General features: G+C 32.2%; 10 protein-coding genes. 5 read left to right on the forward strand and 5 right to left on the reverse strand.

Annotated features, from left to right (window positions below):
- The first annotated feature begins 25 nt into the window (after positions 1 to 25).
- On the forward strand, positions 26 to 2,302 hold the full coding sequence (locus Q0807_RS08110; RefSeq protein WP_299108445.1) for a glycoside hydrolase family 3 N-terminal domain-containing protein: 2,277 nt from the start codon (positions 26 to 28) through the stop codon (positions 2,300 to 2,302).
- Positions 2,302 to 3,645 (forward strand): GntP family permease, encoded by a 1,344-nt coding sequence (locus tag Q0807_RS08115; RefSeq protein WP_299108447.1) that lies wholly within the window; start codon positions 2,302 to 2,304, stop codon positions 3,643 to 3,645. The genes Q0807_RS08110 and Q0807_RS08115 overlap by 1 nt, the downstream gene beginning before the upstream one ends.
- Here the strand turns inward: Q0807_RS08115 and Q0807_RS08120 are convergent.
- The 5 genes from Q0807_RS08120 to Q0807_RS08140 form a co-directional block, all read right to left on the reverse strand.
- On the reverse strand, positions 3,642 to 6,926 hold the full coding sequence (locus tag Q0807_RS08120; protein WP_299108449.1) for an FG-GAP-like repeat-containing protein: 3,285 nt from the start codon (positions 6,924 to 6,926) through the stop codon (positions 3,642 to 3,644). The genes Q0807_RS08115 and Q0807_RS08120 overlap by 4 nt on opposite strands.
- A gap of 92 nt (positions 6,927 to 7,018) precedes the next feature.
- Positions 7,019 to 8,560 carry a RagB/SusD family nutrient uptake outer membrane protein gene (locus Q0807_RS08125; protein WP_299108451.1) on the reverse strand — a complete coding sequence of 514 codons (1,542 nt, stop codon included), beginning with the start codon at positions 8,558 to 8,560 and terminating at the stop codon, positions 7,019 to 7,021.
- A gap of 17 nt (positions 8,561 to 8,577) precedes the next feature.
- On the reverse strand, positions 8,578 to 11,607 hold the full coding sequence (locus Q0807_RS08130) for a TonB-dependent receptor (RefSeq protein ID WP_299108454.1): 3,030 nt from the start codon (positions 11,605 to 11,607) through the stop codon (positions 8,578 to 8,580).
- A 399-nt stretch (positions 11,608 to 12,006) separates the two neighbouring features.
- A complete protein-coding gene (locus tag Q0807_RS08135; protein WP_299108456.1) occupies positions 12,007 to 16,137 on the reverse strand; it encodes a two-component regulator propeller domain-containing protein in 4,131 nt (1,376 codons plus the stop codon).
- Positions 16,138 to 16,247: 110 nt separating this feature from the next.
- Positions 16,248 to 17,630, reverse strand: a complete 1,383-nt coding sequence (locus Q0807_RS08140) for a sugar porter family MFS transporter (RefSeq protein ID WP_299108458.1) — start codon at positions 17,628 to 17,630, stop codon at positions 16,248 to 16,250.
- 361 nt (positions 17,631 to 17,991) lie between these two features.
- Here Q0807_RS08140 and glp point away from each other — a divergent pair, with 361 nt between their 5' ends.
- The 3 genes from glp to Q0807_RS08155 are packed head-to-tail and all read left to right on the forward strand — an operon-like array spanning position 17,992 to position 20,236.
- The gene (gene glp, locus Q0807_RS08145) at positions 17,992 to 19,167 is read left to right on the forward strand and encodes a gephyrin-like molybdotransferase Glp (protein ID WP_299108460.1); all 1,176 of its coding nucleotides are present in this window, start codon (positions 17,992 to 17,994) and stop codon (positions 19,165 to 19,167) included.
- On the forward strand, positions 19,167 to 19,496 hold the full coding sequence (locus Q0807_RS08150; protein WP_299108463.1) for a winged helix-turn-helix domain-containing protein: 330 nt from the start codon (positions 19,167 to 19,169) through the stop codon (positions 19,494 to 19,496). The genes glp and Q0807_RS08150 overlap by 1 nt, the downstream gene beginning before the upstream one ends.
- A complete protein-coding gene (locus Q0807_RS08155; protein ID WP_299108465.1) occupies positions 19,493 to 20,236 on the forward strand; it encodes a sulfite exporter TauE/SafE family protein in 744 nt (247 codons plus the stop codon). Before Q0807_RS08150 ends, Q0807_RS08155 begins: the two co-directional genes overlap by 4 nt.
- Positions 20,237 to 20,238: the final 2 nt, after the last annotated feature.

Consider the following 20,238-nt stretch of genomic DNA (forward strand, 5'->3'; position numbering starts at 1 on the left):
AACAATCCAAGTACATATATCAACTATGAAATCACCATTCAAAACCCTAACCTTATTATTCGCTTTTATTTGTTTTTCGGCATGTACTGATAAAGAAACAAAAAGCGCATCGACCTCTCAAAAGGAAGATAGAATAGAATCTCAAATTAATGAGATTTTATCTAAAATGACACTTGAAGAAAAAATTGGACAAACTAATTTAAGAGGTACTTCTAGCAGAGTAGAAGGCGAATTACCAGAAGACTTAAAAACAGCAGTAAGAAACGGACAAATAGGTGCGTTTTTAAACGTAATGAATTTAGATTACGTAAAAGAATTACAACAAATTGCTGTTGAAGAAAGTCCAAATGGTATTCCATTAATTTTTGCAAGAGATGTGATACATGGCTTTAAAACTATTTTTCCAATTCCGTTGGGTATGGCAGCGTCTTGGGATACTGAGGTGGCAAGGAAATCTTCAGAAATAGCAGCTTTTGAAGCAAGTTCTGCTGGTATTAGATGGACATTTGCACCAATGTTAGATATTGCTAGAGATAGTCGTTGGGGACGCATAGCAGAATCACCAGGAGAGGACCCTTATTTAGCTTCTGTTTTAGGTAAAGCTTACGTAGAAGGTTTTCAAAGTGACGATTTAACCAATCCTACAACAATGGCTGCTTGTGCTAAACATTATATTGGTTATGGCGCAGCAATTGGAGGTAGAGATTATAACACCGTAAATTTATCGGAGCCTTTATTAAGAAACGTGTATTTACCTCCTTTTAGGTCAGCCTTAGATGCAGGTGCAGCAACCGTAATGAGTTCTTTTAATGAAATTAATGGTATACCAGCAACAGGAAATGAGTATTTATTAAAAGATGTTTTAAGAAACGAACTAAATTTTGATGGTTTTGTGGTGAGCGATTGGGATTCTACAAAAGAAATGATTGCACATGGCTATGCAAGAGATGATAAACATGCAGCAGAATTATCGGCTAATGCAGGTTTAGACATGGAAATGAGTAGCACAGTTTATGAGAATCATTTAAAAGAGCTAATTGATGAAGGAAAAATTTCAGAAGACCAATTAGATGAATTTGTAAAAAATATACTTCGAATTAAATTACGATTAAATCTTTTTGAAAATCCATATCTTCCAGAAGATCATACAGGTAATTTATATGCAGAAGCACATTTAAAAGAAGCTAAAAAAGCAGCTATTAAAAGTGCGGTTTTACTTAAAAACGAATCCGTATTGCCATTGTCTAAAAACACAAAAGTTGCTGTTATTGGCCCATTAGCAAACAAACCACATGAGCAGTTAGGTACATGGACTTTTGATGGTGATAAAACACATACAGTAACACCTGTTGATGCATTTAAAAAAGCAGAAGTTAATTTTCAATTTGTAGAAGGCTTAACGTATAGTAGAGATAAAAGTACTAACGGTTTTAATGAGGCAGTTAAAGCAGCGAAAAATTCAGATGTTATTTTGTTTTTTGGTGGTGAAGAAGCTATTCTATCTGGAGAAGCGCACAGTAGAGCAAATATAGATTTACCAGGTGCTCAAATAGAATTATTAAAAGCCTTAGCTAAAACGGGGAAACCGATTGTACTCGTTATTATGGCAGGTAGACCAATAACAATTACCAATGTAATTAATGATGTAGATGCTGTATTAATGGCTTGGCATCCTGGTACAATGGGAGGAGAGGCTCTACATGATGTAATTTTTGGGTTGAGTCAACCAGAGGGACGATTGCCAGTTTCATGGCCAAAAGATGCCGGACAATTACCATATTTCTATAACCATAAAAACACAGGTAGACCAGCAGAAGTAGATCAGTTTGTGCAAATGGATAGTATTCCTATTGCTGTTTGGCAGAGTTCTCTAGGTAATGATTCTCATTATTTAGATATTGGTTATACACCTCATTTTCCATTTGGTTATGGTTTGTCTTATACCAATTTTAAATATGAAGATGTTTCTGTTTCTAAAGACACAATTAGCTTTAATGAAGATATTACGGTGAAAGCCTATGTTAAAAACACTGGTAAAACGTCAGGCAAAGAACTTGTTCAACTTTATATCCAAGATGTTGTAGGTAGTATTACTAGACCAATTAGAGAACTAAAAGGATTTGAGCATGTTTACTTAAAACCAGGAGAGATTAAAGAAGTCTCATTTACTATTAATTCAGACGATTTAAAGTTTACCAATTCTAAACTGATAAACGATGCAGAAGAAGGAGCATTCAATGTTTGGATAGCACCAAATGCAGCCTCAGGTTTAAAAACATCATTCTATTTGAAAAAAGAGTAATGATAGATTACACTCTTATTACTGCAGTGATTGCTGGTATTGCCATTTTATTGGTGCTTATCCTTAAGTTTAAAATTCAAGCGTTTATATCATTGTTAATAGCGAGTATTACTGTTGGTATACTTGCCGGAATGCCTCCTGGAGATATCATCTCTACCATGAAACAAGGTATGGGTAACACTTTGGGTTTTGTTGCTGTTGTGGTAGGTTTAGGTGCAATGTTTGGTGCAATTTTAGAACATTCTGGTGGTGCAAAAGCTTTAGCCACCTATTTATTAAAAACTTTTGGTGAAAAAAATGCTTCTTGGGCGATGGTAATTACTGGGTTTTTTATAGCCATACCAGTGTTTTTCGACGTTGCTTTTATAATTATAGTTCCAATTTTATATTCACTTCAACGTAAAACAAAAAAGTCGTTACTCTTATATGCCATTCCGTTGTTGGCTGGTTTAGCAATTACCCATTCGTTTATTCCGCCTACACCAGGACCTGTTGCTGTGGCAGATATTTTGAATGCAGATTTAGGTTGGGTAATTTTATTTGGTTTTATCGTTGGTTTGCCAACAGCTGTGGTTTGTGGTCCATTATTTGGAAAATATATTGCCAAGAAAATTTTTGTTGAAGCTCCAGAGCTAGAGGCAGAAGCTTTGTTGGTAGAAAACTATCCTTCGGTTAGATTGATAATGGGAATTATTGGAATTCCGATATTACTAATCGTTGGTAATACAGTTTTAAACAGTGCTTTATTTGATAAAGGTACAATTTCTCAAGATTTAAAAGAATGGTTAGGTATGATAGGTCATCCGTTTTCTGCCTTAATTATAGCTAATTTAATTGCATGGTATTTTTTAGGTATTAAACGAAATTTCACAAAAGAAAAACTACTAGATATTACAACTAAATCTATGGGACCTGCAGGTATCATTATTCTTTTAACAGGTGCAGGTGGTGTTTTTAAACAAGTGTTAGTTAATACAGGTACAGGTGAAATGCTAGCCAACTACTTTGCAGACAAAGGTGTGAGTATTATATTGTTTGCATTTTTAGCTGCTGTAATTGTGCGTGTTTTACAAGGGTCTGCAACAGTTGCTATGATAACAGCAGCAGGTATTACAGCGCCACTTTTGGCAATAGGTATATCTGAAATAGATAAAGCTTTATTGGTTATTGCAATAGCATCTGGTGCATCGATTGCATCTCATGTTAACGACAGTGGGTTTTGGTTAGTAAGTAAATATTTAGGCTTAAACGAAAAACAAACTTTTAAAAGCTGGACAGCAATGACAACCTTACTTGCCTTAACTAGTTTTAGTGTTGTAATTGTGTTATCAATTATATTTTAATTCATTTTTATAAATTGTAAGTAATCATTGTTTTTAGCAACGATGATATAGTCGTTATTTCCAATTTTAATTTTTGATAAATCCTTAGTATCACCTTTTATAAAAAGACCACTTTTTCTTGGTTCAATCGCTTTAAAATCACCTTTACCATTACCTTTAAAATAATAACCAAAACTACCATCATTTCTCGGTGTCTCTACTTCAGAGACGTAAAGATTTCCTGCTATTGTAATATCTAAGTTCCCATCGTTATTAAAATCCTTTACTAATGTTTGGTTTATTGATGAAAACTGAGCTTCAACAGGTAGATTATGACTAATAAACTGCCCATCTTTATTTTCTAAATAGATACTAGCAAAAGATTTTACTTGGTAATGCAATGATTGTTCTAACTCTTCTTCTGTATAGACATCAACCAATGTGGCTTTAGAGAAGCTGTTGTAGTCTTTAAATTTGCTTTTTATTGCAGGTATTTGTTGTGAAGAACAAGATCGTCCTCGTAAAGGTACTTGTTTACCTTCGCTGTAATAACTGAGCACAATATCTTCAGAATTGTTATTATCAAAATCTTTGACATAGATATCAAAAGTTTCGTCTTGGGTCGCTTTATATTTATAGTTTAATCCGTTATTACCTACTATAAAATCTTCATCGCCATCATTATCAAAATCACCAGCTTTGATACTCCACCACCAACCAGTACTGTTGTCTTTATTTAATCCCATTTGCGAGGATACCTCTTTAAAATGAGTTTTATTATTTTTAAAAACTTTGATTGGCATCCATTCTCCAACTACAATAATATCTAACCATGTGTCATTATCAATATCGGTAATTACAGCACTTGTCGCCATCCCCAAGTTTATAAATTCTTTAGCCATGTTTTGTGTTTCATCCGAAAATATTACTTCATTCTCAGTGCTATTATTTAATAAAATATAGCTATTTGTTGGATAAGGATAATGCCCAGCAACTTGTCTGCCAAGTACTAAAAGGTCTTGTTTTCCATCTTTATTAAAATCTGCATTATAAGCTTTTGAGCCACTTATATGCATAGTAGGAAGTGTGCTTTTTGTGAATTTACCTTTACCATTATTTAAGTATAACCGATCTTGAAAATATTTTGAATTAGCAGAAAATTCATAACCTCCACTCACAACATATAAATCGTTGTCACCATCTGCATCTGCATCAAAAATAAGTGCACCTACGTCTTCGCTTAATTTATCGTCTTGTAAAAACTCTACTGAGGCTTCCGTAAAATCATTGTTGGTTTGAAAGTATAATTTACCAGTATGACCATGAGAACCACCAATAAAAAAATCGTCTAAACCATCATTGTTGAGATCTCCAACAGCCAGCGCAGGACCAAAAGCAGACATTTTATGAGGCAATAAGACTTGTTTTATAAAATCGTCATAATCGTTTTCTATATGTTTGTGCTTAGGTAGAGAAGGACTCTCTATGGTTTTAAATAAAGTATTCGTTTTCACAATTTCAACATTTTCTTCACTTGAATCTGCATGGTTTAGTATGAGGTTTTGATTAACCTTTACATTTTTTAATATTTGAGTTTTACCATCTGTCCAAACTACTTTTAGTTTATCTATGGATTTATTTTTGTTTAAACCAAAGTGAAGTCTTGGTGCTACTGAAGATTGAAACCCTCTAGTTAAAGTTAACTCTTGCATTTGAGTTTCATCTTTAGTAGTAATATAAACACGGTTTCCTAAACCAAATTTATTTTTACGTTCACCTATAAATTCAATTGAAATATAATTACTAATATCAGAACTTGTATTCTCATAAATTGAGGCGTAATCATCTACATTGTTGGTTATAATTTCTAAATCACCATCATTGTCTAAATCTGCATATGCAACTCCATTAGAAAAGCCTTTATGTTCTATTCCCCATTCTTTATTGGCTTTTTTAAAATCTAAATTACCGTTGTTTTTAAACATGAAGTTGTCCGTTTTTTCTGAAGGTATTTTTAGGCTTTTTTCGAGGTCAGTAAGATGTGTTGTATTATTTTTAGAATATGTATTAAAGAAGTCTGTGTTGTTTATTTCTCGCCTAACACCATTGGTAATAAATAAATCTTTGTTGCCATCATTATCAAAATCTGCAAAAACGGGAGCCCAACTCCAATCGGTAGATGAGGTGCCTGTTAATCTAGAAATGTTGGTAAATTGTGGAACTCCATCTTCTAAAATTCCGGTATTTAATTGTAGACAATTGTGCATGTATTGGTAATGAAAGCCCATAAAAATAATCTCTTTAAAAGCTTCAGGATTCATACTGGACATATTTGCTTTTTGGCGTCTACTACTTTTAGAATCCATATCTGCTTGAAAAACATCGAGAAATCCATCATTATTAATATCGGCAATATCTACTCCCATTCCGTAAAATGATGTATGGCTTGTGGCTTCTTTTACAACGTTTTTAAATGTGTTATCACCATTATTAATATAAACGTAGTCTGGTATGCTGTAATCACTAGAAATGTATAAATCTTGCCATCCATCGTTGTTAATATCTCCTGCAGTTACACCTAACGAAAATCCATAGCTTTTTACACCTGCTTGTTCAGAGACGTTGGTAAATTTATCACCATCATTTCTATACAGTTTATCAGACTCTTGGTCAGTGACATGCTTCATTCTATTGCTGTATGTGAAGTTAGATGTGTTTACATTAGAGATTGGATAATTAGCGACATAGAGGTCTAAATCACCATCGTTATCATAATCGAAAAAGGTGCCTTGCATAGAATTTGCGCCATCGTTAACGCCATAGGCTTCACCCATTTCAGTAAAGGTTGCATCACCATTATTTATATAGAGTTGGTTACGTCTCTCTTTAGCAATACCAGCTACAGAACAATAAATATCTAAATAACCATCACCATTTACATCTGCCATTGTTGCGCCTGTGTACCACCTGTTATCGCCTGCAATATGTGCAGTTTCTGAAATGTCTTTAAACTGAAGATTTCCTTGATTTAAAAATAGCCTATTTTTAACTTGGTTACCAGTAAAAAATAGGTCTGTTAAGCCGTCATTGTTTATGTCGCCTGCAGAGACGCCTCCTCCCATATAAATGGAAGTGTAGTTAAAATAATTCATAGAGTCAGTTTCTACGAGTTTATTTATAAAGTCAATTCCTGTAGATTTGTATTCTAATTTGCTAAAAATTTTATTGTCTTGTTGAGGTTCGTTTTGACTACAACTCATAACAAAACTTAAGATTAAAATAAATACTATTCTTGATGACATCTTAATTTTATTTTAAAAATGAAAAAACAACGTAGTAAAAATACCACGTTGTTTTAAAAACTAATCTACAAACTATAATCTATTGTTTAATATTAATAACCAGGGTTTTGATCCTCAATAGTCATCAATTCGTTTTTATCAATTTCTGTTATTGGAATAGGGAATAAATCATTCTTTGACGTATAACCAGTACCAGCTAATTCTGTTGCTGCTTTTCCCCATCTTACTAAATCCCAGAAACGTTGTCCTTCATGAGCAAGTTCTAAGAATTTTTCGTCAACGATTGCCTCAAATAAGTCGTTACCCGATATTGAGCTGTCAATATCTAATAAACCAGCTCTGTTTCTCACTTTATTTAATTCAATTCTTGCTAATCCATCTTGGGATGATTTATTATAAGCTTCTGCAGCTAATAATAAAACCTCAGCATATCTAAATACTCTAAAGTTAGTTGAGTAGTTTAATTCAGGAACACCGTTGTTACTAGTATCTTCTGTTTTAGTTGCATATTTAATTCTAATTGCACCTTCATAATCTTCAATTACACCACCTGTAGCAGCTGTTGGATCTACAGATCCTCCACCAGCAATTAAGTCTGCTTCTGACATAACCGTAGCGGCTTTTCTATTGATATCACCAGCAGCGTCAAATGCATTAACTAATTTACTAGAAGGAAGGTTAAAACCCCATCCGTTTATTAGTTCTGTTCCTGTTAAGTCAAAAATACCGTCACCTCGAGGTCCCATTAACTGAATATGTAGGTTGCTTTCATTACGTCCACCCCAAGCTAAATTTCCCCAATCTCTTGCAGTTGTAGAAACATAACCAATTTCTAATAAAGACTCAATTCCAAATTCGTGGTTAATATTCCAAACGTCTTCTGGGTTAGCTTCTAAATCATGAGATGGATTACTTATTACACTTTGAAAATAAGGTAATGACTCTGAATATTTTTCTTGAAAAACAAGAACCTTACCCATTAAGGCTTGTGCAGCTCCTTTAGAAACTCTGAAGTTATCTGCTAAAGCTGATTTCTCTGGTAAATTTGTAATTGCATCTAAAAGGTCAGCTTCAATTTGAGCATAAATATCTGCTCGAGAAGATTTTGAAATTGGGAAATCTTCGGCACTACTTGGAACAGATACTCTTAAAGGTACCTCACCAAACATAGTGGTTAATTCAAAATGACACCAAGCTCTAAAAAATTTAACCTCTGAAACTACTCTATCCTTATTGCTAAGGTCGCTGTCTTGTACGTTTTCTATAATTAAATTTGTTAGTGCAATTGTTCTATAGAATAAGTCCCAGTTACTTGTAATAGATACATTAGATGATGATACTGTATTGTAATCATCTATATCATGCAATTGTTGTTGATCACTAGGTCCACTGCCTCCTGCGCCAGCATCATCCCCTGGAAGTAGTTTAACTAAAAATACACTGCTCCAATCTTTGGCATAATTAAACTGCATTAAATCATACACACCAATTACGGCTTTTTCAACGTTATCTTCTTCAAGAAAGTAGGTGTCTAAATCCTGACCATCTAGTCTAGGGTTATTTGTAAAGTCATCATCACAGCCTACAAAACCTAGAAGTGCAATACATAAAAATGTTAAATATGTTCTTTTCATAATAGTCTATTTTTTTATTAAAAATCTAATGCTAGTCCAAATATTGCTTTTGCTGCAGTAGGATAAAATCCTCTATCAACACCTATAGCATTAAAACTAAAGTTTCCAATTTCTGGGTCTAAGCCTGTGTATTTAGTAAATGTAAAGAAATCGTCTAATGATACGTAAACTCTAAAGTTATCTAATTTCAATTTATCACTAAAACTTTGAGGTAAAGTAAATCCAAGTTGTATTTGCTTTATTCTCATATAAGAACCATCTTCTACTACTAAATCGGTATCATAAGAGTTTGCTACATTAGCCGCTCCTGGCATACTTGCATTATCACCTGGTTGTTGCCATCTATCTTCAAAGAAATGAATAGGTTTGTTTGTTATTGCTCTAGAAGGTTGGTGATAAGTAGCAATAATATCATTACCTATAGTTCCTTGAAATTGAAGATTAAAATCGAAGGCTTTGTAACCTAAACTTATATTTCCTCCAAATAAAAGATCTGGATGCGGAGAACCTATCATTGTTTTATCTGCATCTGTTATGTTACCATCATTGTTTGTATCTGCAAATAGAATTTCACCAGTATTAGAGTCTATTCCAGTAGTTTCATAACCATAGAAGTACCATGCAGGTAAACCTTGAGAAAATCTTGTAATTCCTTCTGCATTTTGTGGCGCTCCTGCTCCTGTTAGATAACCACCTTCTCCAACATAAAGAATCTCTGTAACTTCATTTTTTAATGTTGATAAGTTGGCATTAATATCATAAGTAAATCCACCTTCTGTTGTGTCACTATATCCAAGTTCAAATTCAAAACCTTGATTTACTATAGTACCAGCATTAAATGCTTGAGAATTAAAGCCGGCAGAACCAGGTGTAATTAAGCTTCCATCATCAACAACAGCATCTCTTGTTGTTTTTTTGTAATATTCTGTTGTAAATCTTAATTTATTAGAAAGTGCTCTAAGGTCTATACCAAAATTTAACTGTTCAGAGGTTTCCCATACCAAATTTTGGTTTGAATATCCTGTTATTTGAGCACCTGTATTCCCAAGATAATCTATACCTAAACCATTTAATGCTTCAATGATATATGTTTTGTCAGCGTTTCCTGTTAAATTACTTCTACTACCGTTTTGACCCCAACTTGCTCTAAGCTTAAAATAACTAATAGGTGAATCATCACTCCAAAAATCTTCGCGAGAAGCTAACCAACCACCAGAAAATGCAGGAAATACAGCTGTTCTGTTTGCTTCAGGAAATTTATCAGACTTATCAGCTCTTATTGAAGCTTCAAATAAATACTTACCGTCATAATCGTAAGATAATCTACCAAAAGTTGATACCATATTATCTAAGTAAGGTAGTGGGTTTGAAACATTGGTGTTAAATCCAGGTAAGTTAAAATCGAAGCCTGTAAATTCATCAATACTCACTGACCCGCTTGTAGCTTTTAACGTAACATTGTCTCTGTCTTCAGCAGAATATCCGGCAAGTAATTTAAAGTTATGATTTTTAAAAGACTTATCGTAAGTAATAAAATTCTCCCACAACCATCTTTTGTTTTCATATTTAGTATGAGATCCCGTGTAAGCTGTATTAGAAGCTTCAGATGACACATAATATGGATTTATCATATTTTTTACATCTATTCTACCTGTTTCTTTACCAAATCTAGTTGTAATACTTAGTCCTTCAATAATTTTCAATTTTAAATATGCTGAATATAATGACTGTACATCATTGGTAATTGTTTTGTTCATTACGTTCGCGAAAGCCACAGGGTTTACTACTTCGCCAGTAGAGTAACTTGGATATCCATAAACGTTACCATTCTTATCTGTTAATAAAGGTACATTGTTGGCTGTAGCGTTATCTAATACTGATTGTGGTACATCATCTAAACTGTCATAAAGCACAGGAGTTAAAGGGTCAATTATTAGCATATTTTGAATAACACCTCTCGTGTCGCTATTTTCTTGAATACCAAACCTATCAGAGAAAGAATATGTTGCATTTACACCTACCTCTAAGAATTTTGTTAGCTCACTTTTAAAGTTAAATCTAAATGTTTTTCTTTTATATGAAGAATTCTCTTGTCCTAAAATACCCTCTTGTTCTAAGTGACCCATAGATCCATAAAATGATGTTTTTTCATTTCCTCCAGAAATATTTAAATCATAACGGGTTAATGGCGCTTTATCGAAAGTAGAGTCTATCCAATCTGTGTCATATCCGTTATCTACAACAGAGCTTATACCTGCTTCATTCATATATTGTACAAATTGTGAAGCATTCATTAATTCCATATCAGTATTAACAAACTGCGTACCCAATTGCGTACTAAAACCAACTTTGATTTCACCGTTGCTACCTCCTTTAGTTCTAATAATTACAACACCATTAGCACCTTCTGTACCATAGATTGCAGCAGATGCAGCATCTTTTAAAACTTCCATACTTGCGATATCACTAGGAGCTAGAGTTGCTATTGATGACGATTTCATACCATCTACAATATATAATGGCTCAGACGACCCACTAGAACCTCCACCACGTATACGAATTTGAGCACCTTGACCAGGAGAACCAGATGAAGAGGTAACGGTAACACCAGATGTTCTACCTTGTAATACTTGTTCTACACGTTGATTAGAAGAACTTTTAATTTGTTTAGAATCTATGCTAGAGATGGCACCAGTTACTAAACTTTTTTTCTTGGTTCCGTAACCAACAACAACAACTTCTTCTAAAGAATTTTCATCTTCAATTAAAGTAACGTTAATAACGGATTGGTCTCCTACCACTATTTCTTGAGTAATGTAGCCTAAATAGCTAACTACCAATATGGCAGTCGAAGAGACGTTGTCAATGGTGAAATTTCCATCAAAATCTGTGGATGTTCCATTGGTGGTACCTTTCACTATAATGCTCGCGCCTGGAAGTGGCATGTCAGCACTATTTACTTTTCCTGTAACTGTTTGTGCCTGGGAAAAGACACCAAACAGAATGGTTAAAGTGAAAAATAATTTTTTGAGTAGTTTAAGCTTCATAAAATTGTTTGTTTTTAATTGTTAGTTTATTAGTTATTTAGTTTAAAAAATAAAAACTGCTAAAAAAATGATAAAGCAAATGATTGCAGTAATGAGAATTAACTCGCTAAAGAGTTTCCATTTAGATTTTTTAATTCCCATTAAACAAATGTTAAAAAAATATTAATTTATTAGTATTAATTTTAGAGCATCTGATGTAAATTTTGATGCGTTTTGGTATAAAAACCCTTTAAATTCAGCAAGTTTCTATTTTGTTGCAACATTTTTAATAGTATAATAACAGATTGGTATTTATTCGTAATTCGTAATTTTTGATGGGTTAAAATATGGAATTGACAGAATGTTAATATTTTTTACGGTGAGATAATTAGAGAAAAACGTGTCTTGTTTTGAAAGAATTTAAGATTGTTTATGTTCAATTTCTTTTGGTAAAATACCGAAGTAACTTTTAAAACATTTGGTGAAATATGAAGGAGACGAGAATCCTACTTTATAACAAACCTCGCTAATATTGCTATTACCCATTTCTATCATTTGTTTCGCTTTAAGAAGTCTGATATTTCGTATAAATTCGTTTGCAGTTTGATTGGTAAGTGCTTTAATTTTTCTGTAAAATTGACTTCTACTTAAATTTAGTTGCGAGGCGAGAGATTCTACATTTAAATCTGGATCTCCAATACTTTCGTTTATATAGCTTAATACTTTTTCAATAAACTCTTTATCCATTGAGGTTGTATTATTAGTTTCTACATCACTAATAACATTAAAGTATTTATTAAAAATTAATTGTCTACTTGTAATGAGTTGAGACAATCGAAGTTTTAATAGTCCCATATCAAAGGGTTTTACCATATAGGCATCAGCTCCGTTTTCAATACCTTCCATTCTGTTTTCAATTGTGGTTTTAGCAGTAAGCATTAACAATGGAATATGGCTTGTTTTAATGTCGCTTTTAATGTGTTTACAGAATAAGAAGCCATCCATCTCTGGCATTATAACATCTGTCATTATAATATCTGGAAGGAATTCTTTTGCCATCTGTAAGCCTTCTTTTCCATTTTTAGCTAACAGAATTTTGTATTGGCTTTTTAATTCGTTTTTTAAGTAATTTCTTAATTCAGTATTATCTTCTACAATGAGTAAGGTGTGAGAACTTAAGTTTGTTTCTTCACCTGCATTACTAGTAGATTCCGTGTTTGTTTTAGGAATGAAAAAGCTTTCTTCTTTTACTTGGTCTTCTACTTTTTCTGTTAGTGTCTCTTTTTCACTAAAATAGGCGTTTCCAGCGGGTAATATTATAGTAAACGTTGTGCCTGCACCTACCTCACTAGTTACTTTTATTTTTCCTTTATGTAATTTAACAAAGTTCTGTACCACTTCTAAGCCAATACCTGTGCCACCATAATAGGTTTTGTTTAAATTATCTACTTGGTAAAAGCGTTCAAATATATTAGCGATTTGTTCTTCCTTTAATCCAGGTCCAGTATCAGAAATTGATATTTCTATGGCTTTAATTTTCTCTTTGTCATTAGCTAAAGGTAAATCTACCAAGTCCTCTTTAGAGGAAATATCTATTGTAATTGCGCCACTTTCTGGTGTAACCTTAAATGCATTTGATAATATATTAAAGATTATTTTTTCTAACATGCCTTCATCTGCATAAATCGAAATGTCTTGTACGTCAGTATCAATGCTTAGATGGATATTTTTAATAAAAGCTTCTTCTTTAAAATAACTAGTTACATTTTTTGTAAATGACACTAGGTTTAATTCTCTTACTTTGATTCTTACTTTATCTAAGTCGAGTTTTCTAAAATCTAGTAATTCGTTAATTAATCTATAGAGTCTATTTGTGTTTTTATGAATTGTGTTGTGTTTATTTTTAACCCGATCAGGAAGATTATGGCTATCATTTTTAATTATATCTTCAAGTGGACCAATAATTAAGGAAAGGGGTGTTCTAAACTCATGAGATATATTTGTAAAAAACTGAAGTTTTTTTTCATTAAGCTCTTTTTCTAAAAGCCTATTGTTTCTTTCGTTTAATACAAGTTGTTTGTCTTTAATTCTATTTCTAGTTATTCTGTTTAAAAAATATAAACCTAAAAGAAATAAAAGAATATATGATAATATTGCCCAAACCGTTTTCCACCAAGGTGGTAAAATTGTAATTTTTAAATTCAAAGAAGACTCATTCCAAACACCATCATTGTTAGCCGCTTTTAGTTTAAAAGTATAAGTGCCAGGATCTAAATTAGTGTAAGTTGCGCTTCGTTTTTTACCAACATAATTCCAAGTTGTTTCATAACCTTCTAAATAATAAGCGTATTCATTTTTTTCGGGTCTAGTATGGTTAATACTCGAGTATTCAATTGTGAAAACAGACTGCCGATTTGTTAGTGTAATATCTTCGGTTTTAGAAATAACTTTTTTTAATGGAGAACCTTCCTCATTTGGAAGCATACTTTCGTTAAATAATTTAAAATCGGTAAAGTAAGATGAGGGTAAACTTTTATTAATCTTTATATCAATAGGGTTGAAGTAATCAATGCCTTGAAAATTTCCAAAATATAACAGACCTTCTTTGTCTATAAATGCAGAATTTATATTGTAGTCGTTTGATAATAGCCCATCATTAGAGGTATAGTTTGTAAATGTATTTGTTTTTATATCTAGCTTTGTGATACCAGAATTTCCAGCTATCCATATATTTCCATCTGCACTTTCTTCAATGCAGTTTACATTTTCTTCAACTAAGTTGTTTAATTTATTATACCACGTAAAGGTATCATCAAGTGGACTGTATTTACACATACCAGCTCCTCTTGTTCCTACCCAAATATTCTTATCTGAACTTTCAAAAAGAGATAAAATATTATCTGAGCTGTTGTGGTTATTAAAGTTTTTAGGCAATTTTTCGCGCATTGAAATCACTGAGAGTTTTCCGTTAGTTTCCTTTATAATTTTATAAAGGCCTATTTCTGTACCAATCCATATATTATCGTCGCTGTCAATTATTACTTTTCTTACTTCAATATTAGATAATCTATTTGCTGCAAATTCCCCAGAATTGTAATGTGTAAATTGTTTGGTTTTTGGATTGTATGAATGTAATCCGTTTGCGTAAGACCCTACCCAAATAATACCTTCTGAATCTTCAGCTAGTGTTAGGATAGTATTAGAGTTTAAATTGTTGACATTATTTTCTAAGTTATAATTGACGAATTTCTCCGCCCCCTTTTTTAAACAAAACAATCCCTTGTCCCAACTACCAGCCCAAATGTTTTGGTTACTATCAATTAATAAGGCTTCGATATAATCGCTGGTTAACCCTAGTTTTTCTTTATTACTTGAGTTAAAATGAGTAAATATATTTGTTCGTTTATCTAAAACGTCAATCCCACCACCATCCATGGCAATCCATAATTTATCGTTCTCATCTTGGTCAATGCCAGTTACAGAAACATGTTGTAGCGAATTTGGATTTTGAGAAAGGCTATTTATTTCATTAAACTTATCGTATAATTTATCGTAAACAGAAACACCTTTGTTATAATAACCAAGCCAGATTCTCTCATTGTTGTCAGTGTATAAAGACCAGATAGAGTTAGATAAAATACTATTGTTGTCTGTTTTGCTTGCTTGGTAATTGTTTAAAATATTACCATTATTATCAATGTGATAAAGACCATCATTTTCAGTACCGCATAATAACGTACCGTTTTTTAGATCTACAAGAGATAAGAATTGATTTGTTGAGAAATAAAAATGATTGATTGTAAAAAAGGACGAATTATCAGAGTTTTTAGTGGTGCTAATTTTAATTAATCCTTCAGTTTCTGTACCTACCCAAATATTATTTTGCTCATCTATAATTAATGACTCTATGGAGTTTTCTACATAAACATCACCTTGTTGGGTATTAAAAGCAGAAGGTTTTATGGTATTTGTATGATAATCATATTCTTTAAGACCTCTATCTGTAGCTGCATAAACCTTACCGGATTTATTAATTTGAATTGCTTTTACATTCAGCGGAATAGATTCTATGGATTCTTTGCTTATAACACGTTCTATTGTGGTGTTTTCCAAATTCATTTTAAACATGCCAGAGTTAAGCGTGCCTATAAAAAGATTACCCTTGTCATCTTCCATTAAGCTGTTAATGGAAATGTTTAATTCATTGTTTAAATTAAATGATGATTTAGGTATGCGTTTAAAACAATCGTTTTCACGGTTGTAATAATTTAGTCCGTTGTCGGTTCCGAACCAAAGTCTGTTTTTGCTGTCTAAATAAGAACTTTGAACTAAACTACTACTTAAAGAGGTAGAGTCATTTATAATATATTTATAAGATTCATAGTTAATACCATCATAACGATATAGGCCAGCACCATTAGTGCCTAACCATATGAAACCCAAATCATCTTGAATAATAGTGAAAATACCAACCTTAGAAATTCCTTCTTTTATGCTGACAAAATCATACTTTTGAAAAGACTCTTGAGCCCAAGAAACATGGGAATTCAAACATAAAAAAACTATAAAAAAACAATACCTTATTCTCATGTTTAATTTTATTTCTCGGGTGAGATTTATCCAAATTTACAGTTTTATTTTACATAAATAACAGCCTTTATTTAGCTTTTCTTCCAAAAGTCTTCAATCTCTTCAAGCGACTTTCCTTTGGTTTCAGGAATATATTTATAAGTCACATAAACAATGATAAGAATGAAGGCAATGAAAATAAAATAGGGTAATGAACCATTCCAAGGAGAGGCATTATTTAAATCGCTTCCCATCACCACCGGAAATGATTGAGATACTAAGGCATTTGCAGCCCATTGTGCTGCAACAGCAACAGACATCGCTACACTTCTAATTTTATTTGGGAACATTTCTGATAGTAAAACCCACACTACTGGTCCCATTGATAGGGCAAAAGAGCCAATAAATATTAATACACCTAGTAGTGATATTATTCCAACTGATTGCTGTTGTAGGCTAATACCTAAAAGTAGAAAACCAATAATCATACCTACAGAGCCAATATATAGTAATGGTTTTCTGCCAAATTTATCTACGGTAAACATGGCAACAAACGTGAATATTAAATTAACAAAAGCTAATAGAATTTGTTGTACTAGTATGTCTTCTTTTCCAAAGCCAAGAGCTTTTTCAAAAATATCTGCACCATAATATAGCACAGCATTTATTCCTGTAAATTGTTGTAACACTGATAATGCAGTTCCAATAGCTATTATTCCTATTATGGCTTTAGATAGATAATTGGTTTTAACTTCTGTGTTATCTTTACTTAAAGAACTTTTTATTTCTTGTAGCTCTTTACTAGCTTGACTCTCTTCGTGTATTTTAGAAAGAACTTCTAACGCTTCTTTTTCTTTTCCTTTTAAAACTAACCAACGTGGACTTTTAGGAACAAAAAATAAGAGTATTAAAAATAAAGCACTAGGAATTAACTCTGACCAAAACATACGTCTCCAACCAAATTGAATATTATCTGCTTCAGATAAATTATTACCAATAAAATAAGTTGCTAAAAAGACAATAAAGAAACCAATAACGATGGCTAATTGATAATAAGTCACCATTTTTCCACGTATATCACTAGGTGCAATTTCTGCAATATACATTGGTGCATTCATTGAAGCAATACCAATACCTAGTCCTCCTAAAATTCTAAAGAAAACTAAAGTTGAGACAGTTTGCGGAAACAGTTCTGGTAAGCCTGATCCAAATGCGGAAATAGAAAATAAAATGGCAGAGATAATTAAGGAATGTTTTCTTCCTAATTTTATACTTAAAGGTCCTGCGGCAATTGCGCCAAAGAGGCAGCCAATAAGTGCACTGCTTACAACCCAACCTTTCATGCCATCGGTGAGAAGAAAATATTTACTTAAATAGAATTGTGCTCCATTTATAACTCCAGTATCATAACCGAATAATAATCCACCTAGCGCAGAAACTGCAGTAATTAATAATAAAAAAGATTTTTTAGACATATAAATTGGCTTTGTAATTTGTTCTGTATTTTTTTACTAAATGTAATTCCATATAAGAATAGAAGTATTATATAAATCGAGCAATAAATGAAACAAATGAAGCACATTGCATTTTATAAGGATTACATAAACGATATACAGTTTTAATTTCTCTTTTTTTTCTAAATAAGTATGAGATGTGAGTTGTTTTATAACTGAGAATACATTAATTAATAAAGTAGTATCCTCAATATATTAAAGCTGAATTATTATTTCTATAATTATAGTAGTCACAATTTATTTTCTGTGTAAAAATCGAGGTGTTGATTTTTTAACTACAAAATATTCGTTATGTTTGATAGGATATAACGCTTAAATTAATATGATTTCAGTAAAAAACGCATTAGATATTATTGATAGTTTTCCTAAAATTTATACTTCAGAAAAAGTAAACCTTCAAGATGCGCTTAATTTGGTTTTGTTTGAAAATGTTTCATCGCCTATTAATATGCCACCATTTAGACAATCTGCTATGGATGGCTATGCAATTAAATATTCAGAACAAGAAAAATATACTGTCGTTAAAGAATCAAAAGCTGGTGATTCTGGTAATCACTCTTTAAAAGTAGGAGAAGCTGTTCGGATTTTTACAGGAGCTTTAGTGCCAGATGATGGAGATACTGTTGTGATGCAAGAGCATGTTGAGCGTAATGGTGATTCTATTCTAATTCAAAAAATGCCAGAACAATTTGCAAATATTCGCAAAACAGGAGAGCAGATTAAAGTTGGAGAAATTGCATTAAAAAAAGGAACAAAACTAAATGAAGCCGCAATTGGTTTTTTAGCCTGTTTAGGTATAACAACAGTTACGGTTTATAAAATACCAAAGGTAACTATTTTGGTTACTGGTAACGAATTACAAAAACCAGGAACAGATTTAGAAATCGGAAAAATATACGAAAGCAATTCTGTAATGCTAAAAGCAGTATTGCAAAAATCGGGAATAAAAGACGTCGAAATCATCGCTGTAAAAGACGATTACCAAGAGACTAAAACGAGTATAAAAAATGCTTTAGAGATAAATGATATCCTATTAGTTTCTGGTGGAATTTCAGTAGGCGATTACGATTTTGTAAAAGAAGCCTTATTAGAAAACAAAGTGGAAGAGTTGTTTTACAAAATCAACCAAAAACCGGGAAAACCTCTGTGGTTTGGTAAAAAACAAAATACTTATGTATTTGCATTACCAGGAAATCCGGCTTCTGCTTTAACCTGTTTCTATATTTATGCACTTCCATTAATAAGAAAAATGTGTGGTTATAAGAATAATCACTTACAAAAGGTAATAGCAAAAAGTAAATCAGTTATAAAAAACCCATCTCAAAAAACGCTGTTTCTAAAAGCGAATTTAGAAGGCGAATTTGTTGAGGTGCTTCAAGGTCAAAGTTCAGCGATGTTATACACCTACGCAATGAGTAATGTGTTGATTTGTGTAGCGTCAGAAACTGCTGAAATTAAAATAGGAGAGGAAGTTACATGCATAAAATTAGAAATGTAATGGATATAAAATCTAGACTTTGGATAGAAAAAGATGGCAAACCATTTATTGGTTATGGACGCATAAAATTATTGAAAGAAGTAGATAAAACGGCATCCATAAGTGCAGCTGCAAAAGCGTTAAAAATGTCTTATAAAAAAGCATGGAATTTACTCAATGATATTGAAACGTTAGCTACACAGCCTGTTTTAGTAAAAAATATAGGTGGAAAAAATGGAGGAGGAACACAGGTTACGGATTATGGTAAATCATTAATTGTTCAATTTGAAACCTTAAACGAAAACTGCATTAACTTTTTAGAAAACGAATATAAAAAGTTGGAATTATGAATGTAATGACACCAGAAATATGGGTCTTTTTTTCTGTTGCTTTAATAGCTATTGCTTTTCTGTACGCGAGCGTTGGTCATGGAGGAGCAAGTGGATATATTGCATTAATGGCAGCATTTTCATTTCCGGTTGATTATATAAAACCGACTGCTTTAATCTTAAATATTTTTATATCTGGAATTTCATTTTGGTATTTTAAAAAGCATAATCATTTTAAATGGACATTATTTTATCCATTTGCAATAGCATCTATGCCTGCTGCTTTTCTAGGTGGTTATATTACAATCGATGCACAATTGTATAAAATAATTTTAGCTATTTTTTTATTGATAGCTATTTTTAGAATTCTTTTTTCTTCAAAAGAAACTAGAGAAAATAAAACAGATTTTAAAATCCCTTTGGCCTTAGTTATTGGTTTTTTAATCGGCTTGTTTTCTGGTATGATTGGTATTGGTGGAGGCATTATTTTAAGTCCAATTATTATCCTTTTAGGTTGGGGAAATATGAAAGAAGCTGCTGCAGTTTCTGCACTATTTATTTTTGCAAATTCCATCGCAGCAATCGTAGGTTATTCCTTTAATCATACTATTGAAATGGATTCTTTTAAATTAATACCAATTGCTCTTGTTGGAGGTTTTTTTGGTGCTGTTTACGGAAGTCATAAAATCCCGAATACAGTTTTAAAATACATACTTGCATTTGTTTTATTAATCGCTTGTTTTAAATTAACACTGCTATAAAT

It is taken from the genome of uncultured Winogradskyella sp. (genome assembly GCF_947495255.1).
Lineage (GTDB): Bacteria > Bacteroidota > Bacteroidia > Flavobacteriales > Flavobacteriaceae > Winogradskyella.

What these genes read in the sequence shown, in the direction of transcription:
- Q0807_RS08155 (WP_299108465.1), top strand. Translation starts at nt 19,493, where the DNA reads ATGAATGTAATGACACCAGAAATATGGGTCTTTTTTTCTGTTGCTTTA.
- glp (WP_299108460.1), top strand. Translation starts at nt 17,992, where the DNA reads ATGATTTCAGTAAAAAACGCATTAGATATTATTGATAGTTTTCCTAAA.
- Q0807_RS08120 (WP_299108449.1), bottom strand. Translation starts at nt 6,926, where the DNA reads ATGTCATCAAGAATAGTATTTATTTTAATCTTAAGTTTTGTTATGAGT.
- Q0807_RS08115 (WP_299108447.1), top strand. Translation starts at nt 2,302, where the DNA reads ATGATAGATTACACTCTTATTACTGCAGTGATTGCTGGTATTGCCATT.
- Q0807_RS08150 (WP_299108463.1), top strand. Translation starts at nt 19,167, where the DNA reads ATGGATATAAAATCTAGACTTTGGATAGAAAAAGATGGCAAACCATTT.
- Q0807_RS08125 (WP_299108451.1), bottom strand. Translation starts at nt 8,560, where the DNA reads ATGAAAAGAACATATTTAACATTTTTATGTATTGCACTTCTAGGTTTT.
- Q0807_RS08130 (WP_299108454.1), bottom strand. Translation starts at nt 11,607, where the DNA reads ATGAAGCTTAAACTACTCAAAAAATTATTTTTCACTTTAACCATTCTG.
- Q0807_RS08110 (WP_299108445.1), top strand. Translation starts at nt 26, where the DNA reads ATGAAATCACCATTCAAAACCCTAACCTTATTATTCGCTTTTATTTGT.
- Q0807_RS08140 (WP_299108458.1), bottom strand. Translation starts at nt 17,630, where the DNA reads ATGTCTAAAAAATCTTTTTTATTATTAATTACTGCAGTTTCTGCGCTA.